The sequence below is a fragment of the Bacillus sp. 166amftsu genome (assembly GCF_900107445.1).
In the GTDB taxonomy this organism is placed as follows: domain Bacteria; phylum Bacillota; class Bacilli; order Bacillales; family Bacillaceae_G; genus Bacillus_A; species Bacillus_A arachidis.
Genome location: NZ_FNQA01000001.1, coordinates 649,007 through 675,184, shown reverse-complemented (window position 1 = coordinate 675,184; position 26,178 = coordinate 649,007). Strand labels below are relative to the sequence as shown.

At 36.2% G+C, this 26,178-nt stretch carries 27 protein-coding genes and 1 tRNA gene; 21 read left to right on the top strand and 7 right to left on the bottom strand.

Annotated elements, in window-relative coordinates; genetic code table 11:
- Nucleotides 1-33: 33 nt before the first annotated feature.
- Together BLV40_RS03855 and vrrA are read right to left on the bottom strand one after the other, a co-directional pair.
- A complete protein-coding gene (locus BLV40_RS03855; protein ID WP_026589903.1) occupies nt 34-981 on the bottom strand; it encodes a 4-hydroxy-3-methylbut-2-enyl diphosphate reductase in 948 nt (315 codons plus the stop codon).
- 91 nt (nt 982-1,072) lie between these two features.
- Nucleotides 1,073-1,705 carry a VrrA/YqfQ family protein gene (gene vrrA, locus BLV40_RS03850; RefSeq protein WP_026589904.1) on the bottom strand — a complete coding sequence of 211 codons (633 nt, stop codon included), beginning with the start codon at nt 1,703-1,705 and terminating at the stop codon, nt 1,073-1,075.
- Between the two features lie 181 nt (nt 1,706-1,886).
- Here vrrA and BLV40_RS03845 point away from each other — a divergent pair, with 181 nt between their 5' ends.
- Nucleotides 1,887-3,197, top strand: coding sequence for a DEAD/DEAH box helicase (locus tag BLV40_RS03845; RefSeq protein WP_026589905.1), 1,311 nt, complete (start codon nt 1,887-1,889; stop codon nt 3,195-3,197).
- Nucleotides 3,198-3,352: 155 nt separating this feature from the next.
- Entirely contained in the window at nt 3,353-4,249 is an 897-nt protein-coding gene (locus BLV40_RS03840; protein ID WP_026589906.1) for a deoxyribonuclease IV, read from the top strand.
- A 19-nt stretch (nt 4,250-4,268) separates the two neighbouring features.
- Here BLV40_RS03840 and BLV40_RS03835 read toward each other — a convergent pair whose 3' ends face one another.
- The gene (locus BLV40_RS03835) at nt 4,269-4,523 is read right to left on the bottom strand and encodes a DUF2624 domain-containing protein (protein WP_026589907.1); all 255 of its coding nucleotides are present in this window, start codon (nt 4,521-4,523) and stop codon (nt 4,269-4,271) included.
- Between the two features lie 149 nt (nt 4,524-4,672).
- On the opposite strand from BLV40_RS03835, the gene BLV40_RS03830 reads away from it, so the two are divergent.
- The 4 genes from BLV40_RS03830 (at nt 4,673) to BLV40_RS03815 (ending at nt 7,840) form a co-directional block, all read left to right on the top strand.
- On the top strand, nt 4,673-5,551 hold the full coding sequence (locus tag BLV40_RS03830; RefSeq protein WP_026589908.1) for a YitT family protein: 879 nt from the start codon (nt 4,673-4,675) through the stop codon (nt 5,549-5,551).
- Nucleotides 5,552-5,809: 258 nt separating this feature from the next.
- Nucleotides 5,810-6,580 (top strand): metal ABC transporter ATP-binding protein, encoded by a 771-nt coding sequence (locus tag BLV40_RS03825; RefSeq protein ID WP_090687512.1) that lies wholly within the window; start codon nt 5,810-5,812, stop codon nt 6,578-6,580.
- Nucleotides 6,580-7,413 (top strand): metal ABC transporter permease, encoded by an 834-nt coding sequence (locus tag BLV40_RS03820; RefSeq protein ID WP_026589910.1) that lies wholly within the window; start codon nt 6,580-6,582, stop codon nt 7,411-7,413. The genes BLV40_RS03825 and BLV40_RS03820 overlap by 1 nt, the downstream gene beginning before the upstream one ends.
- Nucleotides 7,414-7,426: 13 nt before the next feature.
- On the top strand, nt 7,427-7,840 hold the full coding sequence (locus BLV40_RS03815; protein WP_026589911.1) for a Fur family transcriptional regulator: 414 nt from the start codon (nt 7,427-7,429) through the stop codon (nt 7,838-7,840).
- 97 nt (nt 7,841-7,937) lie between these two features.
- Here the strand turns inward: BLV40_RS03815 and ispG are convergent, their stop codons facing one another.
- The 3 genes from ispG to BLV40_RS03800 form a co-directional block, all read right to left on the bottom strand.
- Nucleotides 7,938-9,035, bottom strand: a complete 1,098-nt coding sequence (gene ispG, locus BLV40_RS03810) for a flavodoxin-dependent (E)-4-hydroxy-3-methylbut-2-enyl-diphosphate synthase (RefSeq protein ID WP_161785268.1) — start codon at nt 9,033-9,035, stop codon at nt 7,938-7,940.
- A gap of 164 nt (nt 9,036-9,199) precedes the next feature.
- Nucleotides 9,200-9,547 (bottom strand): hypothetical protein, encoded by a 348-nt coding sequence (locus BLV40_RS03805; RefSeq protein WP_090687509.1) that lies wholly within the window; start codon nt 9,545-9,547, stop codon nt 9,200-9,202.
- 65 nt (nt 9,548-9,612) lie between these two features.
- Complete coding sequence (locus tag BLV40_RS03800) at nt 9,613-10,380, bottom strand: DUF1189 domain-containing protein (protein ID WP_026589914.1); 768 nt, start codon at nt 10,378-10,380, stop codon at nt 9,613-9,615.
- A 490-nt stretch (nt 10,381-10,870) separates the two neighbouring features.
- On the opposite strand from BLV40_RS03800, the gene BLV40_RS03795 reads away from it, so the two are divergent.
- The 14 genes from BLV40_RS03795 (at nt 10,871) to BLV40_RS03730 (ending at nt 25,063) form a co-directional block, all read left to right on the top strand.
- Nucleotides 10,871-10,944 (top strand) — tRNA-Ile (locus BLV40_RS03795).
- Between the two features lie 226 nt (nt 10,945-11,170).
- Nucleotides 11,171-11,782 carry a superoxide dismutase [Mn] gene (gene sodA / locus BLV40_RS03790; protein WP_026589915.1) on the top strand — a complete coding sequence of 204 codons (612 nt, stop codon included), beginning with the start codon at nt 11,171-11,173 and terminating at the stop codon, nt 11,780-11,782.
- A 136-nt stretch (nt 11,783-11,918) separates the two neighbouring features.
- Nucleotides 11,919-13,196 (top strand): MFS transporter, encoded by a 1,278-nt coding sequence (locus tag BLV40_RS03785; RefSeq protein WP_026589916.1) that lies wholly within the window; start codon nt 11,919-11,921, stop codon nt 13,194-13,196.
- A gap of 109 nt (nt 13,197-13,305) precedes the next feature.
- Nucleotides 13,306-15,402, top strand: a complete 2,097-nt coding sequence (locus BLV40_RS03780) for a peptidoglycan D,D-transpeptidase FtsI family protein (RefSeq protein WP_026589917.1) — start codon at nt 13,306-13,308, stop codon at nt 15,400-15,402.
- Nucleotides 15,403-15,716: 314 nt separating this feature from the next.
- The gene (locus BLV40_RS03775; protein WP_139265460.1) at nt 15,717-16,634 is read left to right on the top strand and encodes a PstS family phosphate ABC transporter substrate-binding protein; all 918 of its coding nucleotides are present in this window, start codon (nt 15,717-15,719) and stop codon (nt 16,632-16,634) included.
- Between the two features lie 27 nt (nt 16,635-16,661).
- The gene (gene pstC / locus BLV40_RS03770; RefSeq protein WP_090687507.1) at nt 16,662-17,612 is read left to right on the top strand and encodes a phosphate ABC transporter permease subunit PstC; all 951 of its coding nucleotides are present in this window, start codon (nt 16,662-16,664) and stop codon (nt 17,610-17,612) included.
- A gap of 1 nt (nt 17,613) precedes the next feature.
- The gene (gene pstA, locus BLV40_RS03765; protein WP_026589920.1) at nt 17,614-18,480 is read left to right on the top strand and encodes a phosphate ABC transporter permease PstA; all 867 of its coding nucleotides are present in this window, start codon (nt 17,614-17,616) and stop codon (nt 18,478-18,480) included.
- Between the two features lie 21 nt (nt 18,481-18,501).
- Nucleotides 18,502-19,317 (top strand): phosphate ABC transporter ATP-binding protein, encoded by an 816-nt coding sequence (pstB, locus tag BLV40_RS03760; protein WP_026589921.1) that lies wholly within the window; start codon nt 18,502-18,504, stop codon nt 19,315-19,317.
- 93 nt (nt 19,318-19,410) lie between these two features.
- Nucleotides 19,411-20,067 carry a phosphate signaling complex protein PhoU gene (phoU, locus tag BLV40_RS03755; protein ID WP_026589922.1) on the top strand — a complete coding sequence of 219 codons (657 nt, stop codon included), beginning with the start codon at nt 19,411-19,413 and terminating at the stop codon, nt 20,065-20,067.
- 386 nt (nt 20,068-20,453) lie between these two features.
- Nucleotides 20,454-22,808: a sugar phosphate nucleotidyltransferase gene (locus BLV40_RS03750; RefSeq protein ID WP_090687505.1), complete on the top strand. Its 2,355-nt coding sequence runs from the start codon at nt 20,454-20,456 to the stop codon at nt 22,806-22,808.
- 70 nt (nt 22,809-22,878) lie between these two features.
- Nucleotides 22,879-23,028, top strand: coding sequence for a 50S ribosomal protein L33 (gene rpmG, locus BLV40_RS03745; protein ID WP_001265618.1), 150 nt, complete (start codon nt 22,879-22,881; stop codon nt 23,026-23,028).
- A 153-nt stretch (nt 23,029-23,181) separates the two neighbouring features.
- Nucleotides 23,182-23,760: a 5-formyltetrahydrofolate cyclo-ligase gene (locus BLV40_RS03740; protein WP_090687503.1), complete on the top strand. Its 579-nt coding sequence runs from the start codon at nt 23,182-23,184 to the stop codon at nt 23,758-23,760.
- Between the two features lie 101 nt (nt 23,761-23,861).
- Nucleotides 23,862-24,062, top strand: coding sequence for a YqgQ family protein (locus tag BLV40_RS03735; protein WP_016116335.1), 201 nt, complete (start codon nt 23,862-23,864; stop codon nt 24,060-24,062).
- A 20-nt stretch (nt 24,063-24,082) separates the two neighbouring features.
- On the top strand, nt 24,083-25,063 hold the full coding sequence (locus tag BLV40_RS03730) for an ROK family glucokinase (protein ID WP_026589925.1): 981 nt from the start codon (nt 24,083-24,085) through the stop codon (nt 25,061-25,063).
- 132 nt (nt 25,064-25,195) lie between these two features.
- Here the strand turns inward: BLV40_RS03730 and BLV40_RS03725 are convergent, their stop codons facing one another.
- Nucleotides 25,196-25,369: a DUF2759 domain-containing protein gene (locus BLV40_RS03725; RefSeq protein WP_026589926.1), complete on the bottom strand. Its 174-nt coding sequence runs from the start codon at nt 25,367-25,369 to the stop codon at nt 25,196-25,198.
- 169 nt (nt 25,370-25,538) lie between these two features.
- Between BLV40_RS03725 and BLV40_RS03720 the strand changes: the two genes are divergently transcribed.
- The gene (locus BLV40_RS03720) at nt 25,539-26,168 is read left to right on the top strand and encodes an MBL fold metallo-hydrolase (protein ID WP_026589927.1); all 630 of its coding nucleotides are present in this window, start codon (nt 25,539-25,541) and stop codon (nt 26,166-26,168) included.
- Nucleotides 26,169-26,178 lie beyond the last annotated feature (10 nt).

Sequence of the window (26,178 nt, the reverse complement as noted above, 5' to 3'; positions counted from 1 at the left end):
ATCCGTTGCTAGCCCATTAGCAACGGATTTTTTTTATTGTTTTTTTGCTTTTACACGCGGCAAGATTTTTTGAAGCGGTACATTCCGTTTGCGTTCCCAAGTTGCTGGGTTCATCGGATCGTACTGTTCTAAAAAGGCGATTACTTCTTTTGTAATTGGCGTTGGTGTAGATGCACCTGCGGTAATAGCGACGTTTTCAATACCTTGCAGCCACTCTAATTGAATTTCGCTTACGTCTGCAACGCGGTATGCCCTTGTACCGGCAATTTCCTCGGATACTTGAGCTAAACGGTTTGAGTTGTTGCTTTTTGGATCACCAACAACAATCGTTAAATCAGCAACATCAGCTTGCTTAGCAACAGCTTCTTGACGTACTTGTGTTGCTAAGCAAATTTCTTTGTGAAATTCAGCTGTTGGGAATTTTTTCTGAATGTCCTCCATAAGGTGCTGAACGTCCCATTGGCTCATTGTTGTTTGATTTGTAACTAAAATTTTCTCTGTTGGGATTTCCAGTGTCTCTAAATCCGCTGCTTTTTCAATAAGATGAACGATATCAGGTGCGATACCAACCGCGCCTTCTGGTTCTGGATGTCCTTTTTTGCCAATGTAAATCACATGGTATCCTTCCGCTTTTTTTGCTTCAATGAGGTCATGTGTTTTCGTAACATCTGGACATGTTGCATCGATTGTCGTTAATCCTTTTTCTTTTGCACGTTGTTTAACTTCTGGAGAAACACCATGCGCTGTGAAAATAACAGTACCAGAATCGATTTTGTCTAAAATCTCCAATCGACTTGGACCATCTAATGTAATAATGCCATCTTCTTCGAAAGCATCCGTTACATGCTTGTTGTGAACAATCATACCTAAAATATAAATTGGTCTCGGTAATGTTTTATCTAGTGCGGCATTGCGTGCAATGACCATTGCATCAACAACACCGTAGCAATAACCACGAGGGGAAATTTTTACAATCTTCATGTGAGTAATCCTCTCCTTCTAAACAAGAGATCCTTTTTTGTACATAGTCTTTTCCATTATAAAGGAGGAGCGGACAGAAAACAAAGGATTGTTAGACATATAGTTTGGGTTTTGGTGCCGTACGCGGGATATTCTCTTTCATGGGCTCTTTTTCAATAACTGGCTCCAAAACTATTCTCTTCTTTTTTTTCCCTTGTGAAGGTGGTGGAGGTGTAGCGATTACTTCCACTTCTTCCGCCGATTCTTCAGCAGTACCTTTTCCAGAAGTGAGAATTTTTACGATGCTCGGTATACTGCGGACAATGGGACCGTATTGTTGCACGACAGGTCCAACAGATTGAGCGACTTGAGCAACCTTTTCAATATTATTTAACATGCCTGTAGGATTGGAGATTAAATTGGAAAAAAAGCTACCTATACCGCCGCTAGGTGCTACCGGTGCTGAGCCGCGCATTTCATTCGGATCGTTCATTTGAGGCGGCATCATTTGTTGAGGTTGCTGCATATAGGGTTGCTGATGTTGATGCATCATCGGTTGCCCTTCCATTTGTCGATAGGGGGGAGCCATTTGCATAAAAGGCTGAGTTGGATCGTGTTTTTTGAATAGTCTAGCGAGAAATCCTTTCTTTTTTTGCATCATAGGCGGTAAATTAGGTATGGGATATGGGCTGTATGGTTGCTGTTGTCCTGCATACATTTGCCCCATAGGGGGTTTCGGATACATAAGAGAAATCCTCCTTTCTTTAGTTAGGTATATACACATACAATATGCAATGAAAAGAAAGAAGGTTAGTTTTTGAAGTAAAAACCTAAACTAAAGATGGATTTTACTATTAGATTTCGATATAATGTAGACTTGACTGATTTGTGCGCGCAGTAGAAATTTTAGAAAGAAGGTGTAACTTATGACACTACAAACATTTACACAATATAATTTTCAACCATTTTTAATAGATGCAGTTCGTGAACTACGCTTTTCGGAGCCGACAGAAATTCAAAAGAAAATTTTTCCTGTTGTGAAAAAAGGTGTGAGTGTAATTGGACAGTCTCAAACGGGTTCTGGAAAAACACACGCATACTTACTTCCAACTTTAAACAGAATTGATGCAAAACGAGAAGAGGTACAATTAGTTATTACAGCGCCTACTCGTGAATTAGCACAACAAATTTATCAAGAGATTGTAAAGTTAACAAAGTTTTGTGCAGAAGGTCAAATGATTACAGCGCGTTGTTTAATTGGTGGAACAGACAAACAACGATCCATTGAAAAGCTTAAGAAGCAACCTCATGTTGTTGTTGGAACACCAGGGCGTATTAAAGATTTAGTAGAAGAACAAGCACTATTTGTGCACACGGCTTCTACTATCATTGTCGATGAGGCAGATTTGATGCTTGATATGGGATTCATTCAAGATGTTGATAAAATTGCAGCACGTATGCCTAAAAACTTGCAAATGCTCGTTTTTTCTGCAACGATTCCTCAAAAATTAAAACCGTTTATGAAAAAATACATGGAGAATCCAGAGCACATTCATATTAATCCGAAACAAGTTGCGGCGGGAAATATTGAGCATTATTTAGTTCCTTCTAGACATCGTAATAAGATTGAATTAGTGAACAAAATGTTACTTCAATTTAAGCCGTATTTAGCAATTGTCTTTACAAATACGAAAAAGATGGCAGAAGAAGTTGCGAATGGATTAACGGAGCGTGGATTAAAAGTTGGACGTATTCATGGTGATTTATCTCCGCGTGATCGTAAAAAAATGATGAAACAAATTCGTGATTTAGAATTCCAATATATTGTTGCGACGGATTTAGCAGCACGTGGTATTGATATCGAGGGAATCAGTCATGTAATTAACTACGAACTTCCTTCTGATTTAGATTTCTTCGTTCACCGCGTTGGAAGAACAGCTCGTGCAGGCTATTCAGGTATTGCAGTGACGATTTATGACCCAGCAAATGAAGAAGCATTAGATAGCTTAGAGAAACAACGGAATATCACATTTAACCATGTAGATTTACGTGGAGATGAATGGGTGGACTTAGGCGATCGCCGTCGTCGTCAAAGTCGCAAAAAGCCGAATAATGAATTAGATATTATGGCGACTAAAGTTGTTAAAAAACCGAAAAAGGTTAAGCCGGGATATAAGAAAAAGCTTGCCACTGAACGTGAAAAAGTGAAGAAAAAATATAGCAATAAAAAAAGATAAGGATCCCTTATCTTTTTTTATTGCTATTCGCTCGTAGTAGAAGTGATCTAGGAAAGTTTATTTTATATTGGTTTCTTGTGCTAGCAAACAATTCACTACATATTTCTACAAATTATGCTATTATTATAGCTATTGTATATTGAAGAGGTGATTAGATGTTAAAGATTGGATCTCATGTTTCTATGAGTGGTAAGAAAATGTTATTAGCAGCAAGTGAAGAGGCTGTTTCATACGGTGCGACAACGTTTATGATTTATACCGGTGCACCGCAAAATACAAGAAGAAAACCAATTGAAGATTTGAATATAGAAGCAGGACGAAGACATATGGAACTGAGTGGCATCGAAGAAATTATTGTCCATGCACCTTATATTATTAATGTCGGTAATACGATAAAACCTGAAACATTCCAATTAGGTGTGGATTTCCTTCGTTTGGAAATTGAAAGAACGGAAGCGCTAGGGGTAGCGAAACAAATTGTACTTCATCCGGGAGCTCATGTTGGTGCGGGTGCTGATGCTGGTATTGCTCAGATTATTAAAGGGTTGAATGAAGTGTTAACACCAGAACAAACAGTGAATATTGCATTAGAAACAATGGCTGGGAAAGGTACAGAATGTGGGCGTAGTTTTGAAGAAATTGCAAAAATTATCGAAGGCGTTAAATATAACGAAAAACTATCTGTATGCTTCGATACATGTCATACACATGATGCAGGTTATGACATTGTTAACGATTTTGACGGCGTACTAAATGAATTTGATAAGATTGTTGGAATTGACCGCTTGCAAGTGTTGCATATTAACGATAGTAAAAATGTACGCGGAGCTGGAAAAGACCGTCATGAAAACATTGGTTTCGGTCATATTGGATATAAAGCGTTGCACTACATTGTGCACCACCCGCAACTAAAGCATGTACCGAAAATTCTTGAAACGCCGTATGTAGGTGAAGATAAGAAAGATAAAAAACCACCATATAAGTTTGAGATTGAAATGTTAAAGAATGGTTCATTTGATGAAAATCTTCTAGAGAAGGTTAAAGAACAGTAAGGAGGGGAATTTTCCCTCCTTATTTTAATAGTTTCTGGAATAACGTATTGATTTGTTGAGCAGTAGATGGAGAAGTTACTTTAGCAATCTTTTTCAAAAGTTCTAGTCTTTCTCCCGTATCATAAATATTGATGTTTTTTCCTTTTATTAAAGGGACAATTTGTTCAGCTTGTTCAGTTGTAATGGAAACTCCATATTCTGTACTATATTTTAATAATTCTTTTGTGGTCATGTGATTTAATTTTTTGTTTACAATGTGCTTGATAAGGTTCATGATGTCGTCCTCCTTCAGTGGTTCTTATACCGAAATATATGTGTAGGATGCTTGTGTATATTCACACTCTAATTGCTTTTTAAAAAGAAAAAGGGGAGTGTGTTATAATAGAAGAATGAAACTGCATATAGAATGTATAAGGAGGGCGTATGGAGAAAAAACAACATCGAAAAGAAAGTGTTATTCATTTATTGTATCGTTTAGTTATGATTGTTTTTGGAGCGGCATGTGCTGCGGTAGCCATTGAATTATTTTTAATACCGAATAAAATTATTGATGGCGGTATTATCGGTATTTCCCTCATACTAGATTACCTTACACCAAACATTTGGTGGTTAAGTTTCTCTACTTTAGTTGTCATCCTCAATTTACCGTTCATGTATTCCGGATATAAACAAATTGGGAAAACCTTCATGTTATCTTCTGCTTTTGCGATTGTGGCTTTAGCTTTTATAGAGTCAACATTACATTCTATTAAACCATTTACGACTGAACCCATTTTAGCGACTGTTTTTGGAGGGCTTATTTTAGGGCTTGGTGTAGGGCTTGTTATTAGACACGGTGGCTCATTAGACGGAACAGAAATTATGGGGATTTTATTAACGAAAAAATTACCGTTTTCTGTCGGTGAATTTGTTATGTTTGTGAATTTATTTGTTTTTGCTTGGGCGGCATTTGTATTTGGTGTTGAACAGGCGATGTATTCCGTTATGACATACTATATTGCATTTAAAACAATTGATACGGTTATTCAAGGGTTGGATGAGACGAAAGCAGTACTGATTGTATCAGATCAGTATGAAGAAGTATCAAATGCCATTTTACACCGCCTTGGTCGTGGGACAACTAAACTTGTTGCTAAGGGTGGTTATACGGATAAAGAAAAAGAAGTAATTTATGCTGTTGTTACACGTCTTGAGGTAACGAAATTAAAATCAATTGTTCATGAAATTGATGAAAATGCCTTTATTACAATTATGAGTACGCAAGAGACGAATGGTGGTAAATTTAAATCTGCTATTCATTAAAAGCGGATGTTCAAAAACGAAAAGGAAAGAGAGCTAATCGGTTTTGAAATATGAAAAAATGTGATAGTTATCTTTGTTGTGGTTTTTAAATAGTCTTAAAAAGCAGAGAGATTTTCTCTGCTTTTTGTTATAATAATAAGGTCGCCCTAAAACATATTCTTTATTTTAGGGCAGATTGGTTTACAACTATAATAAGCTATACTATAATTCAAGTAGGAATAAATCGGAATCATTCTGAATTAAAATAGGTGAGATGCTATGAATAATATATTGGAAATCGAAGGATTGACATTTCGATATGAAGAGCGAAATGTACTAGAAGATATTAATTTGCAAGTTCCGCAGGGAGCTTTTTTAGGTTTGGTTGGGCCGAATGGATCTGGTAAATCGACCTTGCTAAAATGTATATTAGGTGTTTTGAAACCGAAAAAGGGAAGTGTTCGGTTATTCGATATTGATAGCAAAAAATTTAAAGATTGGAACAAGGTTGGCTATGTATCTCAAAAGGCAAACAGCTTTAATTCTGGTTTTCCAGCGACTGTATTTGAAGTTGTTTCAATGGGACTGGTTTCTAAAAGAGGATTGTTTCGCTTCTTAACAAAAGACGATAAAGCGAAAGTAGCTAAGGCAATCGCAGACGTAGGGATGCGTGAATTTCAAAATCGTAACATCGGAGAGCTTTCCGGTGGACAACAGCAACGTGTATTTATTGCGCGTGCGCTTGTAAGTAACCCAGAATTACTGATTTTGGACGAGCCTACAGTGGGTATCGATGTAAAGAGTGTGGAGAGTTTTTATGAGATACTAGAAGATTTAAATAAAAAACTAGGGATCACACTGATACTCGTTACACATGATATGGGGGCTGTAACAGAGAAAGTGACGCATGTTGCATGTTTAAATCAACATTTACATTTCCATGGAAACGTTGAGAAATTCCGAGAGTTAGAAGATGCAGAAATGTCGATTTTATATGGACATCATGTTCATCGTTTAGAGCATGATCATGAGCATCACGGGAGGATATAATGATACAGGATTTTTTACAATATGATTTTTTACGTAATTCTTTATACGCTGGTATTTTAATAGGGCTGGTTGCCCCATTAATCGGTGTATTTGTTGTAATTCGCCGTATGTCACTGATTGCAGATGCGTTAAGCCATGTGACATTATCGGGAATTGCTGCAAGTTTATTGCTTGAAAAAACCATTTTTACAGGTGGATTTTTAAATCCGTTATATATGGGGATGATTTTTTCGATAGGTGGAGCGCTATTAATCGAAAAGTTACGTACTGTATATAAACATTACCAAGAATTAGCGATTCCGATTATTCTTTCAGCTGGGATGGGAATTGGAGTTATTTTCATTTCGCTTGCTAATGGATTTAATACGGATTTATTTAGTTACTTATTTGGTAGCGTTAGCGCTGTAACAAGCACAGATTTAATTCTTATTGGTATTGTAGCAATCGTAGTTATTGCAACGATTATTCTACTATATAAAGAGTTATTTTTATTATCATTTGATGAGGAATATGCTGTATCAACAGGGCTTGGTGCGAAGTGGATCCACTTTGTTTTTATTATTTTAGTTGCGCTTGTTATAGCGATATCGATGCGAGTTGTTGGGGTTCTTCTTGTATCATCTTTAATGACGTTACCAGTTGCCGCAAGTATCCGCATCGCAAAAGGATTTAAACAAGCGATTTTCTTTTCCATTTTATTTGGTGAAATTTCTGTGATAGGTGGACTGTTTACTTCTTATCAGCTTGATTTAGCTCCAGGTGGTACAATTGTTATGCTAGCAGTTCTTATTTTAATCGGTGCAATCTTATGGAAGAAGAAAAAAACTGCATAAAGTAGGGATAGTTATGAATCTGACAGAAGCTTTACGCCTTATGAAAGAAAAAGGCTATAAACATACTGGAAAAAGGGAAGAAATGTTGCGGTTATTTGCGGCTCATAATCGTTATTTAACCGCAAAGGACGTTTTAGAGCATATGAAGGATGATTATCCAGGACTAAGTTTTGATACAATCTATCGTAATTTAACAGTATTTGCTGAAATTGGTGTTTTAGAACAAACAGAACTAAATGGGGAGAAACATTTCCGATTTACATGTTCAATTATGGAACATCATCATCATTTTATTTGTTTGGATTGTGGTGGGACAAAAGAAATTACTTCTTGTCCAATGGATTTTATGAATAAAGATTTTAAAGGGTACGAGGTAACGGGGCATAAGTTTGAAATATATGGTCGTTGCCCGAAGTGTACAAAATAAAGGCTCGTCAGTTTTGAAACTGACGAGCTTTTATTTTTAGTTTCACTACTAAGGTATAATAAAAAGGCTGCTGGTAATATCCAGACAGCCTTTTTTATTATTGCTCTTGTTTTTCTTTTTCTTGATTCGCAGCCATTTCAGCAGCAATTACATCAATTTCTTTTTTGAGTTCTTCTACCATTGTTTCTTCTGGTACTTTACGTACGACTTTTCCTTTACGGAATAATAAACCTTCTCCACGTGCGCCAGCGATACCGATATCAGCTTCGCGAGCTTCACCAGGTCCGTTTACTGCGCATCCAAGTACAGCGACTTTAATCGGTACTTTCAGTGTAGAGATATATTCTTCTACTTCATTTGCGATGCTGATAAGGTCAATCTCAATGCGACCGCATGTTGGGCAAGAAATAAGTGTTGCAGCGTTCGATGCAAGACCGAATGATTTTAACAATTCACGAGCAACTTTAACTTCTTCAACAGGATCAGCACTTAATGAAATACGAAGTGTATTTCCGATACCCTTACTTAAGATCGCACCCAGACCAGCGGCGCTTTTTACTGTCCCAGCAAATAGTGTTCCAGATTCTGTAATGCCTAGATGTAATGGATAATCAAAAGCACGAGCTGCTTTTTCGTATGCTTCAATAGCTAAGTTAACATCAGAGGCTTTCATCGATACGATAATATCGTGGAAATCTAAGTCCTCTAAAATTTTAATGTGATGCAAGGCACTTTCAACCATACCATCAGCAGTAGGATAGCCATATTTTTCTAAAATGTGGCGTTCTAATGAGCCAGCATTTACACCAATACGAATTGGAATACCGCGTTCTTTCGCTGCATTTACAACAGCTTCTACTTTATGGCGACGACCGATGTTTCCTGGATTGATACGTACCTTATCAATGCCACCTTCAATTGCTTTTAAAGCAAGACGATAATCAAAATGAATATCAGCAACAAGTGGGATGTTAATTTGTTTTTTAATATCAGCAATCGCATTTGCTGCGCGTTCGTCTGGGACAGCAACGCGGACAATTTGACAACCCGCTTCTTCTAACCGTTTGATTTCAGCAACGGTTGCTTCTACATCATGCGTTTTCGTTGTTGTCATACTTTGTATAATTAATTCATTATTACCGCCAATTGTTAAATTACCGACTTTAACAGGACGTGTTTTTGTACGATGAGTCATTTCATTCACGAATAGATCGCTCTCCTTATAAAAGAAGTTTCTTATTTTTCCTTCCATATCAAAAATAGTATATGTGATATGGAACGATAGAAACCTATATACTCGGTTTCACTTTTACTATTGTATCAGCGCCTTTATGTAATTGACAAGGATTAAGTGATGATTCACTGATATAACGGGAATTTGTAAGATTTCCCGATTTGAATTTTTGTAGAAGATGTATTTGTATTTAATTGTTTAAAATCATCGATTACATTTTCAATAGAAGGAATCTTTCTCTTGTTAATTGCTTCTGTAATGGATAAAACAGTATCTCCTGTTTTTACTTCAATTGCTTTATATTGTATATTTGTTTCTTTTTTGGATTTTGTATCTACGTTTTCTTTTTTTACAGTTTGAGTAGCTGTTGTTTTTTTGTATGAACTTAACATTGGTAAAGTACCAATTTTAATATCATAATAAAACACGTAACCGAGAACAAGCACAAGTAAGAGTGCGCTAAGTCTCTTCATATTCCTCACTCCTTTGTTAGGAAATATATGCTTGTCCAAAAAAAAAATGCCAAAATGGCATTTTTTTATAGTTCGTGTTTTTCTTTAGGTTTTGGTATTTCTTTAATTGTTAAGTACAGAACAATTAAAATGATAGCAGTGTATAGAAGGAATGACCATGGTACATTTACCTTTAGTAAATCCATAATCATAAAGAAAATTGTCGGGATTGTATAGCTGTAAGCTGTTAATGTCCAAACTTGTTTGTAAGATAATTTTCGTTGACCAACCATGGCTGAACCAATGAAGGCTAAAATTGTTGTGCCTAGGAACGAAATAAATAATTGGATCAAGTAAATGGCTATTCCAACGCCGAACATGAGAAACGGATAAATATTATCAATGGCTGATACAATATTCTGTATATCTTTTTTCTCAAATGTACCATTACCGAAATCGCTATAAGACTGAATTTGTGTTTGGTTGTTATTAGTAGATACAACTTTATCTTTTAAAACGAATACACCTTGTTTATTTGCATATGCATTTGTATCTGTCGCATTAGGGTCAAATACGAAAACAAAATTCCCATCTTCTTTTATAATGGGTTCTTTGATGTCGGCATGAAGTTCACCGTTTTCAATTTTAAAATCCGGAAGGTCCTTTTCAATTGATTGGTGTACAGTAGAAACGACATCTTGTACGAAATTTCCAAATGTAAAAGTTTTTGGAATCGTTGCAATTAAACATAATAACATGATAAACAGAATTGTTTTCCCGATTTTTTGAAAACGAAAAAGTGCCATGTCTTTTGGCGAATATAAACTTTTTACTAGCTGCGTAAATATGGACATGTATCCACTTCCTTTGCTATATGTATGAAAGATTGATGCATAAAATCATTGTAACGTACGAATCTGGAGAATCACAAGCTATATCACACGAAATAAGGTTAATACTTCAGTAATTTGGCTATATAGAGAGGAATTACTACTAATAAAATTTTTCTTTATATGGGAGAAATCATCCGGCTATGCATAGAGGTGATCGCATTCTTTTCTTGCCTTGTACGAAGGGAGAAAACGAGTGTAGGTTACTTTTTGTATCTCGTAGCAGGGGGGATGTCGAAAAATCAAAATGGATTCATATAATTATTCGCTTGCAGTAAGATAGCTCTTTAAGATTCGAAAAGGTAAAAATACAATTGACACTTTTCTTTTTTATATGGTAAATTTATCTTACATTTCTTAATCGATATATCTTACGATTTTTAGCTTTTATGAATGTTCAGTGGAGATTTGGTGGTACAATCTCAAATTTAGCCACCGCTGTATACATAATTCTGGACCCTTAGCTCAGCTGGTTAGAGCAGACGGCTCATAACCGTCCGGTCGTAGGTTCGAGTCCTACAGGGTCCATATCCATTTCACATGTTTATCATGTAGACAAGAAGCTTCCTTAATAGAAGGAAGCTTTTTTGACGAAATATATGAGCATTTTGTTTGAAAAGAAATGGGAATTTTGCTACGTTATTGATAGCAAGACAATGTGATTTAATTTGTTTTCACCCTATTGTAAATAGGGTAAAATGAAGTTGTATGCCAAGTGATTTTAGGCAATACATAAAATGGGAGGAATGTAACAATGGCGAAACATGAATTACCAAATTTACCTTATGCGTATGATGCTTTAGAACCTCACTTTGATAAAGAAACAATGAACATCCATCATACAAAACATCACAATACTTACGTAACAAACTTAAACGCTGCATTAGAGGGTCATGCAGAACTAGCTGACAAAAGTGTTGAAGAATTAGTTGCAAACTTGAACGAAGTACCAGAAGCAATTCGTACTGCAGTACGTAACAATGGTGGCGGACATGCGAACCACACTTTCTTCTGGACAATTCTATCTCCAAACGGTGGTGGACAGCCTGTAGGTGAACTTGCAGCAGCAATTGAAGCGAAATTCGGTAGCTTCGATGCATTCAAAGAAGAATTCGCAAAAGCTGGTGCAACTCGCTTCGGTTCTGGTTGGGCTTGGTTAGTAGTAAATAATGGTGAGCTAGAAGTAACAAGCACTCCAAACCAAGATTCTCCTTTAACAGAAGGTAAAACTCCAGTTATTGGTTTAGACGTTTGGGAACATGCTTATTACTTACATTACCAAAACCGTCGTCCTGACTACATCGGTGCATTCTGGAACGTTGTAGACTGGAACGCAGCTGAAAAACGTTACCAAGAAGCTAAATAATATCGCGTATTCCGTTTCATATAAGTCGATATTGAAGAAGCTAGGGGAATATTCTCCTAGCTTTTTTGTATGCTTTCTTTTACATAATTGCGTCGGTCTTTGGAAGACTAGAACATGAAGTAAAGGAGAGTTATATATGAAGTGGAAACATGTAATTGGCGATGTCGAGGTGAACCGTGATTTAATATTGTTACTTGTAATGGGGGGATTATACACGCTCGCGATATCTTTATCCAACACGTTTGTTAACATTTATTTATGGAAGCAGACACAAAACTATGTGAACCTTGGTTTGTATAATTTAGCAAGCGTTGTTTTGCAGCCATTAACATTCCTTTTTGCAGGGAAATTGGCAAAGCGGATAGATCGTGCTATTTTACTGCGAGTAGGAGTTGGAACATTAGCGACTTTTTTTATTGTTGTTTTGCTTGCAGGAACGCATGCCTCACATTACATTTTATTACTTGGTGGTCTTCTTGGAATTGGATATGGTTTTTATTGGCTTGCATTCAATTTGTTGACGTTTGAGATTACGGAACCGGAAACGCGTGATTTTTTTAACGGTTTTCTTGGTCTTCTAACATCTTTCGCAGGAATGATTGGACCAATAACAGCAGGATATACAATTTCACGTATGGAAAAGTGGAGCGGCTATACAGTCATCTTTTTTCTTTCATTAACTTTATTTGCGATTGCTGTTGTTATAAGCTTCTTTTTATCGAAAAGAGAATGCGAAGGGCGTTATGAAATTGTTCAAGTTTTGAAAGAGCGGAAGATTGATAAAAACTGGGGAAGGATTACACGCGCACATTTCTTTCAAGGATTAAGGGAAGGAACGTTTATTTTTGTTATTTCTGTATATGTCTATTTAGCATCAGGAAGTGAATTTGCATTAGGGAAGTATAGTTTAGTCAATTCCGCTGTTTCATTTGTATGTTATTACTTAGTTGCACGTATGCTAAAAAAGGAATGGAGAAAAAAATCGATTTTACTTGGTGGAATTATTTTGTATGCCGTTGTATTTTTGGTTGTTTTTCATGTTACATATGTAAAATTACTCATTTATGCAGCATGTATCGCTATTGCGTATCCAATTTTGCTCGTTCCATACGGTTCTATGACATATGATGTAATTGGAAGAGCAAAGCAGGCGAGAGAGTGGCGTGTTGAGTATATTGTTGTACGAGAACTATGGCTGAACGGCGGGAGAATATGTTCCATTTTAAGCTTCTTATGTGCAGTATCATTTTTTGCGCCAGAAAAAAGCTTACCTGTTTTATTATGTATTCTCGGCGCTGGACATTTACTTATTTATTTTGCTGTTAAAAATGTCAAATATGGGGAAGGAAATCTAAATAAGACAAGGGTTCCAGCATCTGAAACAACACAAAATCATACCGAACGAGAAGGTTAACTTCTTCTGAGTTTTATGCTAGAATAAAAAGACATGTAAAACAGCAGTGAGGACACCTGTAACAAGGTGTCCCTTTCCTATTACATAGCTGTTGGTAGAGGGGGTTCGTATGAGTAAAAAGAAGAAAAAAAAGAAGACCCACGTTCCGTTCCGGCTTAACGTGTTGTTTTTTTGTGTGTTTTTAATGTTTTCAGCGATTATTGTAAAGCTTGGAATGGTACAAATTGTACATGGTGAAGATTATAAAAATGAGGTTGAAAAAAAAGAAAATTCAACAGTAAGTAATCCGGTTCCACGCGGGAAAATCTTTGACAGATATGGTCGACCGGTTGTGGACAATAATCCAGTTCGTACAATTACGTTTACAAGAATGAAAGGATCCACTTCGGAAGAACGTTTAGAGACAGCGAAAAAACTTGCTAAGCTAATAGAAGTATCGCCGGATAAATTAACAGAACGTGATAAAAAAGATTATTGGCTTTCTTTACACGAAAAAGAAGCAAAAGAAAAGATTACAAAGAAAGACCAAGCGGAATTTAAAGCAAAGAAAATTGATGATAAAGAAATGGCAGAGCGTCAGCGTAATCGCGTGACAGAGGAAGAAATAAATCAGTTAACAGCGGAAGATTTAGAAATACTTGCGATTAAGAGTAAAATGGACGGCGGATATGCAATGACGCCGCAAATTATAAAAAAAGATGTAACACCACAAGAATATGCAATTATCAGTGAAAATTTAGCGTTGTTACCAGGTATAGATACGACAGTTGATTGGGACCGTAAATACACTTATGATGACATGTTCCGCAGTGTACTTGGTGGTGTAACAAGCTCAGATGAAGGATTGCCAAGGGAAAGACTAGATTATTTCCTTGTTAGGGACTATAACCGTAATGACCGCGTCGGTAAAAGTTATATTGAACAGCAATATGAGGATACGCTTCACGGTACAAAAGCAGAAGTGCGAAATATTACAGATAAAGACGGAAATATTTTAGAAACGATAAATGTATCTAAAGGGCAACGAGGAAATGACCTAAATTTAACAATTGATATGGAATTGCAAAAACGTGTAGAAGAAATTCTTGAAAAGAACTTAATGAAATATCAAGGTGCAGAACCTCTCTTAGATCGTGCATTTGTTGTGATGATGAACCCGAAAAATGGCGAAGTGTTATCTATGGCTGGAAAACAGCTCGTAGAAGAAGATGGAAAAAAAGAAGTGAAAGACTATGCATTAGGAACAATGACAAGTTCCTATCCGATGGGTTCAACTGTAAAAGGTGCAACAGTGCTTACCGGATATCAAACAGGAGCAATTCAACCTGGAACAGTATTACTAGATGAACCAATTAAATTAAAAGGTACACCAATAAAATCTTCTTGGAAAACGATGGGCTCTATTGATGACCTTACCGCTTTGAAAATGTCATCTAACGTATACATGTTTAAAACAGCCATGAATATTGCTGGAGTACCATATGTTAGAGGTGGTACATTAGATATTAAGAAAAAAGCATTTGAGGATATGCGTTATTATTTCAGTCAGTTTGGTCTTGGAGTAAAAACAGGTATTGACTTACCGAATGAAACAGCAGGACTTAAAGGTCCAGAATATACGCCTGGTTTCTTATTAGACTTAGCAATTGGACAGTATGATAACTATACACCACTTCAGCTTGCACAATATGTATCTACAATTGCAAACGGTGGTTATCGTATGCAACCACAAGTTGTAAAAGAAATTCGTCAACCAACCTCGAAACCAGATGAAGTTGGAAAAGTAATTGAATCGATGGAACCGAAAGTATTAAATCGTGTTGATATGCCTGAAGAACAAATTAAGCGTGTGCAAGAAGGATTTAGACAAGTGTTCAATGAACAGGGGGGCACTGGGACAAGATACTTTACTGGTGCACCATATAAAGCTGCTGGAAAAACTGGAACAGCTCAGATACCTTACGGCGGTGATAAAGCAATTGGAAGAGATGCAAATGGTCAGCGCAAAATCATTTATAACTTAACGTTAGTAGGTTATGCACCGCTGGATAATCCAGAAGTGGCGTTCTCTGTTGTTGTTCCATGGGTACATGATGATAAAACTGGTATTAATGGATACATTGGTCGTGAAATTATGGATGCTTACTTTGAATTGAAAAAACAAGAAGTTACAGGGGAAGCACCGAAGAATAAAGAAGAAGAATAAAAATATGTGAATTTGGCACACTATCTCAAAAGATAGTGTGCTTTTTTTTGTATTTTGTGCATAGAGTTTAGTAATTGTGGACGAGCATATCATATATACAAAATTCGGTGCTGAAAAATGAACTTTCTCATAGTATGACCGGTCATATATTTACTTTTGAGAAAAGAAGTAAATAAGAGAAAGGAGCATCGTATCCTTCACATTAAGTTGAACTTTACAAAACTTTTACAAATTATTAAAACCGAATTAATAGTTAGGCAGTATTCTTATATCTGTAATCCTGTTACTTCGGGATACTTCTAGGAGGACTACACGTGAAGTGGACAAGAAAATGTATCAAGATTTTATCAATATCGACATGTTTTATGTTTTCTGATGTGTCTACTTCATCCGCTGCTAATGATGTGAGGGAAGTGAGAGTTGATGGATCCTCAACCGTCTTTCCTATTATGGAAGCGATAGCGGAAGAATACACAAAAAAAGAACCACGTGTAAAAATTTCTATTAGTATATCTGGGACAGGAGGAGGATTCCATCGTTTTGGAAAAGGTGAAGTGGATATAAATAATGCTTCACGTAAGATGAAACAAGTAGAAGAAGATTTTATGAGAAAAAACTCCATCCAGTTTACACCATTTGAAATTGCTTATGATGGCCTCACAATCATTGTGAATCGTCAAAATACATGGGTAGATAATATGACAATAGAAGAATTACGTCTATTATGGAGTGAAAATGGGAAAACGAAACGATGGTCACATATTCATCCGAAATGGCCGCATGAAGAGGTACAATTTTATGCACCGGGTGTTGATTCGGGTACTTATGATTATTTTCAAAGTGTTGTCCTGCAAGACAACCGCCTTGCAAAAACAACTTCTTTATCTGAAGACGATCAAGTCATTATGCAAGGGGTAATGAATGATAAAAATGCAATTGCATTTGTGGGATACGCGTATTATATGGCAAATCGAGATAAGGTAAAAGCTATAAAGGTAAACGGTGTACTACCAACGAAAGAAACCATTCAATCTGGTGTTTATAAACCATTGTCTAGGTCACTGTTTGCTTATGTAAATCATGCTTCGATTCGAAATAAAAGTAGTGTGGCAGAGTATATGACATTTATGATGCAACATGCGGGTAGTCTTGCTGAAGAAGTCGGATATGTTAAGTTACCGCAAAAGAAATATAGTGAACAGCTGCGAATGTTAACAGAAATAAAAAGATAATGTCAGGGTGGAAAGGGGTTTTCATCTTTGGCTCGAAATGACAAAAGTCAAATTACATTTTCTGTGCAACATTTGATTGAAAGAAATACAATCAAAAGAAAGAAAACGCAGCGAATCAATCAAATAGTTCCATTACTATTAAAGGCAATTGCTAGTGTATCTATTATAACAACGATCGGCATTATCGTTACACTAGCGAATGAAACGATTATGTTTTTTCGTGAAATACCAATGTATTCTTTTTTCACTGAAAAAGAATGGTTACCATTTTTTGAAGAACCTAAGTTTGGGATACTTCCCCTTATATGTGGGACCGTACTTGTAACAACAATTGCGATGATAGTAGCTATTCCAATTGGATTAGGATGTGCCGTATTTTTAAATGAATATGCTTCACCCTTTGTTAGAAAAATACTAAAGCCTATTTTAGAGCTATTAGCAGGTGTTCCTACAATAGTATATGGATTTTTTGCTTTAACAATCGTCACACCGGCCTTACAGCGTGTCATTCCAGATTTACAGTTCTTTAATGCAATTAGTCCAGGCATAGTTATAGGGATTATGATGGTCCCGACAATCGCTTCGCTTTCTGAAGATGCGATGAGGGCTGTATCTACAGGAATAAAAGAGGCTTCGCTTGGGCTAGGGGCAACGCGTTTTGAAACTGTGCGAAAGGTTGTGTTTCCAGCGGCGTTTACCGGTATTATGGCTGCAATCCTATTAGCGGCTTCACGTGCGATTGGTGAAACGATGATTGTTGTCGTTGCTGGAGGTTCAACTCCAAATGTATCGATAGATCCGACGCATTCGATTCAAACGTTAACGGCTTATATTGTGCAAGTAAGCTTAGGTGATGCTCCCCATGGAACGACCACGTACTACAGCATGTACGCTGTAGGAGCGACGTTACTCATGTTTACATTCATGATGAATATAATTTCGCAGCAGGTTATGCGCCGTTTTAGAAAGGCGATATAAGATGCGAATGCTGAATCATGAGAAAATAAAAGAAAATATGGTAATACGTTTTTGGAAGGATCAAATATATAAGTCAATTTCTTATATGACAATGCTATTCTCTATTTGCATACTAATTTTATTACTGTATCAAATCTTTGAAAAAGGTGTAAGTTACCTTTCGATAGATTTTCTTATGAACTTTGCTTCACGTAATCCAAAGCAAGCTGGTATTGCCGCTGCATTGTCAGGAACAATTTTATTTATGAGTATAGTAGTGCCGGTTTCCTTTGTATTTGGAGTAGGTACAGCTCTTTATTTAGAACATTATGCAAGGCAATCTGTATTCACAAGAATTGTAGAATTAAATATTCAAACATTAGCAGGTGTGCCATCGGTTGTGTTTGGATTGCTTGGTTTAACAATTTTTGTATACGGTCTTCAGTTAGGGGAGAGTATAATAACCGCAGCGTTTACGATGAGTCTTCTTGTATTACCAACTGTCGTTGTATCGAGTCAAGAAGCGATTCGTATGGTGCCGCGTTCTCTGTTAGAAGCTTCGTATGGCATTGGTGCTACAAAATGGCAAACAATGTATAAGATTGTATTGCCAACTGCCTTGCCAGGAATTTTAACGGGATGTGTTTTGGCCTTATCGAGAGCAATTGGAGAAGCAGCACCACTATTAGTCATTGGAGCGCTTGCTTTCGCTAATTATATCCCACTTAACATGTTTGATAGATTTACAGTTTTACCGATTCAAATTTTTAATTGGATGAGTAGACCGCAAGAGGAATTTCAGCATGTAGCAGCAGCCGGTATGATTGTTTTATTAGGATTGTTGCTTATTATGAATGCGGTTGTCTTATGGTTACGAAATCGTAAGTAGTGGATGAAAGGGGAATTCAAAATGGTAGCAACAGTAGTAAACGTACAGGTGAAAAATGAAACGAAAGTTGAATCAGCGGCGAAGAAGATTGTATTCGATACAAAAAACTTAAACTTATGGTATGGAGAGGATCATGCGTTAAAAGATGTTAATTTAAGTATTCATGAGAATGAAGTAACGGCAATTATTGGGCCGAGTGGTTGTGGAAAATCAACATATTTAAAAACATTAAATCGCATGGTAGAACTCGTACCTATCGTTCGCACGACGGGAGTCATTGAATATCGAGATCGAAATATTTTTGATAAGTCATATCCCGTTGAAGAACTACGTACGCATGTTGGAATGGTATTCCAAAAGCCGAACCCATTTCCGAAATCTATCTATGAAAATATTGCTTATGGTCCAAAGATTCATGGTATTCGTGATAAGAAAACACTTGATGAAATTGTTGAAAAAAGTTTACGTGGTGCCGCGATTTGGGATGAATTAAAAGATCGATTACATGATAACGCATACGGTTTATCTGGTGGACAACAACAGCGTTTATGTATCGCACGTTGTTTAGCAATTGAACCGGATGTAATTTTAATGGATGAACCGACATCAGCATTGGATCCGATTTCTACACTAAAAGTTGAAGAATTAATTCAAGAGTTAAAGAAAGATTTTAGTATTGTCATTGTAACGCATAATATGCAACAAGCAGCACGTATCTCTGATAAGACAGCTTTCTTCTTAAGTGGTGAGGTTGTTGAATATACAGATACAAACAAATTATTTACGACACCTACAGATAAACGAACAGAAGATTATATTACAGGACGATTTGGTTAATATGATCAGAGCAGCTTATATAAGAGTAAATGCCCCTCTTAAAAGGGGCATTTATCATTTTTTATGTATGTAATAAATAAAGGGGGAAGAAACATGGTAAGGGAGCAATTTCATTATGATCTACAAACATTGCAGCAAAAGGTAATTGAACTTGGAGAATTGGCAGGAGAAGCTCTTTCTCGTTCTATGGAAGGGCTTCAGAAGAGAGATGTAGAAACGGCGTTGGAAGTCATTGATGGTGATTATCGCATGGATAATTTAGAAGAAGAAATTAATGACCTAGCACTTATGTTAATTACAAAGCAGCAACCTGTTGCAAGCGATTTGCGAAGAATTTTTGTTTCGATTAAAACAGCGACGGATTTAGAGCGTATTGCAGATCATGCCGTAAATATTGCTAAATCAACAATTCGGCTCGGAGAAAAAGATGTATCTGTCAGTTTGCACAATCTAGAACAGATGTTTACGATTGCTACGGATATGTTAAATTTATCGTTAGAAGCATATCAAGAAGAAAATTTAACCTTTGCAAAACAAATTGCGGAATTGGACGATTCTGTTGATGAAATATACGGGAGAGCGATTCGAGAATTTATTTCCTCTATCCCTGAACATCCTGAGGCGATTACGCAAATTACACAATTATCTTTTATTGCACGTTACATTGAGCGTGTAGCAGATCACATTACAAATATTGCCGAGAATGTTTTTTATTTGGTGAAAGGGAAACATTATTTGTTAAATGAATAGGAAGAAAATATCAGCAAGTGATGAGATATCGCTTGCTTTTTTAGTCAAAACATGACAAAAAAGGCTCGTTGTCTTGTTTTATTTATGATGATAAGATGTATCATAATGCGATATGGAAAAATAAAACAATATAGGTGGTATTTGTTTATTTGGCTGTTATAGGAGAGTAAAATTCTTACTACTTAGTAAAGCCCGATTTGTGAAGATGAATAATTAGTGAAGGAGGAGAATTGATTGAAGTTTCGCTTTATGATTTTCTCTTATTAAATTAATAAGTAAGCGCTTACTATTAATTATAATGAAGTGAAAAGGTTAATTTCTACATAAGTGACATACATATGGTATACAAGATCGTTCAACATTATAAAAGTGGAGGATGAATGTATATGAAGGGGGTTATTTTAGCTGGAGGGAAAGGAAAGCGTCTTAGGCCGTTAACATGCAATCTTCCAAAGCCGATGTTACCATTACTTGAAAAACCAGTTATGGAATATAATATTGAGTTACTAAGGCGGCATGGTATTCATGAGATTGCAATTACAGTTCAATATATGGGTGCAGCTATTAAGAGATATTTTGGTGATGGGAGTAAATGGGGAGTAAAGTTACACTACTTCGAAGATTCACCACCACTTGGTACAGCAGGGAGTATTAAGCAAGCAGAATCGTTTTTAGATGAGCCATTTGTTGTAATTAGTGGAGATGCATTGACAGATTTTAACTTGTCGAAAGGAATTGAATTTCATAAGTGTAGGGGTAGACTAGTTACGATGTTCGTGAAGGAAGTGGAAAACCCACTGTCATTTGGTTCAGTTGTTATGAATAGAGAGCATGAAATTATGCGTTACATGGAAAAGCCAAGTTGGAATGAAGTGATTTCCAATATTGTAAATACAGGAATTTATATTATGGACCCCGGAATTTTTTCTTATATTTCATCAGCACAATTTTTTGACTTTAGTCAGCATGTATTTCCACAGTTAGAAAATAAAAAAGTGCTTTTTGGATATGAAGCGGAAGGTTATTGGTTAGATATTGGTACGTTAGATCAATATCGGCAGGCTCAGTTTGACTTACTTACAAAGAAAGTACGGGTACCGATTTCTTATACGGAAGTACTACCGATGGTTTGGATGGGAGAAGGAGTAACGATTGAAAAGGGAACAAAAATACAAGGACCGTCTTTTATCGGAGAAGGGGCAACTATTGGGGCAGGGGTGATCATTGATCCTTATTCAATTATCGGTAAGCAATGCACTATATCGGACCGCGCGAATCTTCAAAAAAGTATTATTCTTGCTCATACACATGTAGGAAAACGTTGTGAGCTATTAGAGGCTACCGTTGGAGAAAACACAATGATCAAAGATGATGTTACTTTATTTGAGAAAAGTGTGGTAGCAGATCATTGTCAGATTGGAAAAAATACAGTGATACAACAAAATGGAAAACTATGGCCGGGTAAAGTTATTGATAGTCACTCGATTATTGCTTCGTCAGGAATCACTGAAAATGAAAAAACATCAGGTTGGTTACAAAAAAGTAGGGTGGTCGGCAGAGGGAATATAGAAATGACACCTCAATTTGTTGTAAAAGTAGCAATGGCATATGGTTCTCTTTTTTCGAAAGGGGAGCGCATATTAGTTGGAGGATATAGGGATGTAGAAATTGATATTTTTAAAAAGTTATTTCTACATGCAATTCATGGGGTTGGCTTGTATACGATGGAATGTCAAGAGATGAACGATTCGGCTTTTCGATATGCAATTCATGAGTTCGGGTGTACCGGGGGCGTTTTTATTCACTTTGAACAAGAAGAAGGAATTGTCATTCAACTCTATGGTAAAGAAGGTATACGGCTATCGTATAAACAACAAAAAGAATTGGAACACTTGTATACGTCAGAAGCATTTCATTACGTGTATGATAAAGAAATAGGACGAAATGAAACGGTACATATTTGTTTAGAAAAATATGTTGAATCTGTTTTAGCGTCTTTAGATATCGAAACGATACAGAAGCAAACATTTCACCTTCTTATTAATAAAAGAGATGAAATGTTTCAGTCCCTACTTATATCCTTCTTGCAAAAGCTAGGTTGTACAATTACATGGGTTCATGCTAGTGAAAAAAAAGAACATGTTAAATTGTTAATGAAATCAAGTAGGGCTCATATGGCTCTTATGTTTTATGAACAAGGGAATAATTTTGAATTATACGACAATCATGGTGGGATTTACCAAAGTGTGAATTGTGAAGAAATCGACGTACCTGATTTATTACTTGAGACAACAGAAAGTGTTTATCCATTATCATTAAAATTAGGAGAGTGCTATCTTCTTTTTTATATGTATGGTGAACAAAGTGAATCTCAGATGAGATGGCAGCAAGATAGTTTATATCGAATTGGAAAATTATTTGAACTAATTGCTCGTCAAGGAAATACATTGTTGACGATGTTAGAGCAATCGCCACCCCTTTACTTATTATGTGATGAAGTTGTTTGTTCGTGGAAAGAAAAAGGGAAAGTAATGGGAATGTTATTGCAAGATATGGAAAAAAGGGAGGTCGAAGTATTAGAGGGAATTCAATTTAAATATACGGAAAAAGAGTGGTCTTATATTGTTTCTGATGCAAAACATCCCAAATTTCTTGTATATTCACATGCGAGAAATCCAGTAATAGCAAAGGAAAATATGAAAACTCTTATAGAAAAGATTAGACAATATCAAAAGGTGTAGAATTTTTGTTTTAAAAGTGGTATTATAGTATAGTCTGATTTAAGTTATTAGTGACTGGAGGGAAATAAGAATGCGTGTGAATATTACTCTAGCATGTACAGAATGCGGAGATCGTAACTATATCTCAAAGAAAAATAAACGTAACAACACGGAGCGCCTTGAGCTTAAAAAGTATTGCAAGCGTGACAAGAAGTCTACGTTACACCGTGAAACAAAGTAAGCAGTAGGAATATTTCCTACTGTTTCTTTTTTTTTGCAGCTCTTATAGAAAAGTGATGATACACGAAAAAAATGATAAACTGTTCACAAGAACGTAATTCATTTTGCGATAATTTAAAAACGAGTAAGGATTACTTTATAGGGGGAAGAGCGCGTGAAAGAGGAGAAGGTACGTTTACGTAAGAAAATAGTAGAAAAAATGAATTCTTTATCGAAAGAACAGCACAAAACTTTATCAGAACAAATCGTATTTTCTTTATATAAACAAAAAGAGTGGAGAGAAGCGAGAACAATCGGAATTACTCTTTCGATGGAACATGAGGTTAATACATATGTAATTATCGAACAAGCATGGCGAGAAGGAAAAAAAGTCGTTGTTCCAAAGTGTAATCGAGAGACAAGAACAATGATCTTTCGTCAAATAACAAATTTTGATCAATTAGAAACAGTGTATATGAACTTGCGTGAACCCATTCCTGCGCTAACAGTAGAATCAGAAGCAAATGAAATTGATCTTCTTTTTGTACCTGGAGTTGCATATACAAGACGAGGAGAACGTATTGGATACGGCGGTGGTTATTATGATCGCTATTTGTTGCAGTATGAAGGGAAAACGCTATCATTAGCTTTTGATTTTCAACTTGTAAGTTATATTCCAACAGAGCCATTTGATCAAAATGTACAAAAAATTATTACAGAAAAAGAAACAATTGTTCAAAATGAACTTGTATAGACAAATAAAAATTGACGAGGCTTTTTCTTGTTGATTATAATAAAATATGTGAACGTTTTCTTATTATATTTCCATAATAAGTGGGCATAGAGGGTGATAAAATGATATCAATTTATGATATTCAGCAATTGCTAAAAAAATTTGGAACAATCATTTACACAGGTGATCGAATCGCTGATTTACAATTAATGCAAGATGAGTTGCGGGAATTAAATCAATCACAGCTGATTGAGCCAAAAGACTATCAAACAGCTTTATTTTTATTGAAGCAAGAGATTCAAAAAGAAATGAGCAAGAATTAGATAAAGGTAGGTTAGCAAATATGGAAGAAAAGTGGTTAGTTGGTGTTGACCTTGGTGGGACAACAATTAAATTAGCATTTATTAATGTGTACGGTGAAATTTTACATAAGTGGGAAATCCCAACGAATACAAGTGAGCAAGGCAAACATATTACATTAGATGTAGCGAAAGCAATTGATAAAAAGTTAGAAGAATTAGAAGAATTAAAGAGCAAGTTAATTGGTATTGGTATGGGTGCGCCTGGGCCAGTGCATGTCGCTTCTGGTATGATTTATGAAGCAGTTAATTTAGGTTGGAAAAACTATCCATTAAAAGATTTATTAGAAGTAGAAACAGGCTTACCTGTTGTAGTTGATAATGATGCAAATTTAGCAGCGCTTGGTGAAATGTGGAAAGGTGCCGGTGAGGGAGCGAAAGATCTTGTTTGTATGACACTTGGAACTGGCGTTGGCGGCGGTGTAATTGCAAACGGTGAAATTGTGCACGGTGTAAGTGGTGCTGCTGGTGAGATCGGACATATTACAGTCGTAACAGAAAATGCATTTCCTTGTAACTGTGGAAAATCTGGATGTTTAGAAACAGTGGCTTCAGCAACAGGTATCGTACGTGTTGCTATGCAAAAATTACAAAATACAGATGAACCAAGTGTACTTCGTTCAATGTTAGAAGAAGAGGGACGTATTACATCTAAAGATGTATTTGAAGCACTTGGAAAAGGTGATGCTTTAGCGGAACAAGTTGTAGAAAAAGTAGCTTCTTATTTAGGATTAGCTGTAGCGAATCTTTCTAGTACGTTAAATCCAGAAAAGATTGTAATTGGCGGCGGTGTATCTAAAGCTGGTGATGCATTGTTACAACCAATTCAGCGCTATTTTAAACAGTATGCATTTTCACGTGCTGCTAAGAGCACGAAGTTAGCGATCGCAAGGCTTGGTAATGATGCTGGTGTAATCGGCGGAGCTTGGCTTGTGAAGAAGTATAAATATGAAGTTATGAAATAAAGAATAGAATCAGTGAGGCTGAATGAAAATTAAGATGAGGCTACTGATGTTTATATGATAATGAGAAGAGGAAGGGGGAGTCCCTTCCTCTTTTTATGCAAAATCTTGATGGAGAATAGAACTGTAAGTGAATTAATGAGCTGGTGGATATCCGCTATTAAGGACAGTCATAAACGTAAACCATCCGAAAACAAGTACAGTTGCAACAGCGAAGCCGCCTGCAAGTAGATTTTTTTCACGTAACGTTCTAAGGGTGGCGAATACAGCTAACAGAGTGACTAGCGCAAAAATAATAACAAGACCCATATATGATCCCCCTCTGCTCTCTCATTCTTTCGTTTGAGTTTTTGAAATATTTGTTCTTTTTTATTGTACATGTTTTAGAAATGATTGTCGAGATAGCACCGTTTCTTTTCCTGAGGGGAAGAAATGTTGTATCATAAAAGTAAGTTTAACAACTGGAGGAGATTTAAAAATGAAATGGATACAAATGCCGTTAGGACCATTACAAACAAATGCCTATATTTTAATCAATGATCAAAAAGAGTGTATTATTTTTGATCCAGGTAGTGAAGGAGAGAAGCTTGTAACGTATTTACAAGAAGAACAATTAAAGCCGCTTGCAGTTTTATTAACGCATGCTCATTTTGATCATATTGGTGCAGTCGATGAAGTGAGGGAGGCTTTTCATATCCCGGTATATGTACATAAAGAGGAAGCAGATTGGTTAGGAGATGCGACTGTCAATGGTTCACAAATTTTTATGATGAATCGAAGCATTACAGCAAAACCTGCTGATCAAATCATTAAAGGAGAAGGAACTTTAACAATTGGATCTTTTACATTTGAAATGTTTGAGACGCCAGGGCATTCTCCGGGTAGTATTTCATATTATTGTAAAGAGGCAAATGCTATATTTTCAGGAGATGTACTATTCCAAATGAGTATTGGTCGAACAGATTTACCAGGTGGAAGTTTTGCAGAATTAATTGGGAGCATTGAAGAAAAATTATTTGTACTGCCAGATGATACAGCGGTATTATGTGGACATGGACCAGAAACAAATATCGGTTTCGAAAAAGAAAATAATCCATTTTTACAATAAGGAGCTATAC

Bases quoted from the DNA above. Each gene is read 5' to 3' on its own strand.
- BLV40_RS03855 (WP_026589903.1), bottom strand. From the start codon at position 981: ATGAAGATTGTAAAAATTTCCCCTCGTGGTTATTGCTACGGTGTTGTT.
- vrrA (WP_026589904.1), bottom strand. From the start codon at position 1,705: ATGTATCCGAAACCCCCTATGGGGCAAATGTATGCAGGACAACAGCAA.
- BLV40_RS03845 (WP_026589905.1), top strand. From the start codon at position 1,887: ATGACACTACAAACATTTACACAATATAATTTTCAACCATTTTTAATA.
- BLV40_RS03840 (WP_026589906.1), top strand. From the start codon at position 3,353: ATGTTAAAGATTGGATCTCATGTTTCTATGAGTGGTAAGAAAATGTTA.
- BLV40_RS03835 (WP_026589907.1), bottom strand. From the start codon at position 4,523: ATGAACCTTATCAAGCACATTGTAAACAAAAAATTAAATCACATGACC.
- BLV40_RS03830 (WP_026589908.1), top strand. From the start codon at position 4,673: ATGGAGAAAAAACAACATCGAAAAGAAAGTGTTATTCATTTATTGTAT.
- BLV40_RS03825 (WP_090687512.1), top strand. From the start codon at position 5,810: ATGAATAATATATTGGAAATCGAAGGATTGACATTTCGATATGAAGAG.
- BLV40_RS03820 (WP_026589910.1), top strand. From the start codon at position 6,580: ATGATACAGGATTTTTTACAATATGATTTTTTACGTAATTCTTTATAC.
- BLV40_RS03815 (WP_026589911.1), top strand. From the start codon at position 7,427: ATGAATCTGACAGAAGCTTTACGCCTTATGAAAGAAAAAGGCTATAAA.
- ispG (WP_161785268.1), bottom strand. From the start codon at position 9,035: ATGACTCATCGTACAAAAACACGTCCTGTTAAAGTCGGTAATTTAACA.
- BLV40_RS03805 (WP_090687509.1), bottom strand. From the start codon at position 9,547: ATGAAGAGACTTAGCGCACTCTTACTTGTGCTTGTTCTCGGTTACGTG.
- BLV40_RS03800 (WP_026589914.1), bottom strand. From the start codon at position 10,380: ATGTCCATATTTACGCAGCTAGTAAAAAGTTTATATTCGCCAAAAGAC.
- sodA (WP_026589915.1), top strand. From the start codon at position 11,171: ATGGCGAAACATGAATTACCAAATTTACCTTATGCGTATGATGCTTTA.
- BLV40_RS03785 (WP_026589916.1), top strand. From the start codon at position 11,919: ATGAAGTGGAAACATGTAATTGGCGATGTCGAGGTGAACCGTGATTTA.
- BLV40_RS03780 (WP_026589917.1), top strand. From the start codon at position 13,306: ATGAGTAAAAAGAAGAAAAAAAAGAAGACCCACGTTCCGTTCCGGCTT.
- pstA (WP_026589920.1), top strand. From the start codon at position 17,614: ATGCGAATGCTGAATCATGAGAAAATAAAAGAAAATATGGTAATACGT.
- pstB (WP_026589921.1), top strand. From the start codon at position 18,502: ATGGTAGCAACAGTAGTAAACGTACAGGTGAAAAATGAAACGAAAGTT.
- phoU (WP_026589922.1), top strand. From the start codon at position 19,411: ATGGTAAGGGAGCAATTTCATTATGATCTACAAACATTGCAGCAAAAG.
- BLV40_RS03750 (WP_090687505.1), top strand. From the start codon at position 20,454: ATGAAGGGGGTTATTTTAGCTGGAGGGAAAGGAAAGCGTCTTAGGCCG.
- rpmG (WP_001265618.1), top strand. From the start codon at position 22,879: ATGCGTGTGAATATTACTCTAGCATGTACAGAATGCGGAGATCGTAAC.
- BLV40_RS03735 (WP_016116335.1), top strand. From the start codon at position 23,862: ATGATATCAATTTATGATATTCAGCAATTGCTAAAAAAATTTGGAACA.
- BLV40_RS03730 (WP_026589925.1), top strand. From the start codon at position 24,083: ATGGAAGAAAAGTGGTTAGTTGGTGTTGACCTTGGTGGGACAACAATT.
- BLV40_RS03725 (WP_026589926.1), bottom strand. From the start codon at position 25,369: ATGGGTCTTGTTATTATTTTTGCGCTAGTCACTCTGTTAGCTGTATTC.
- BLV40_RS03720 (WP_026589927.1), top strand. From the start codon at position 25,539: ATGAAATGGATACAAATGCCGTTAGGACCATTACAAACAAATGCCTAT.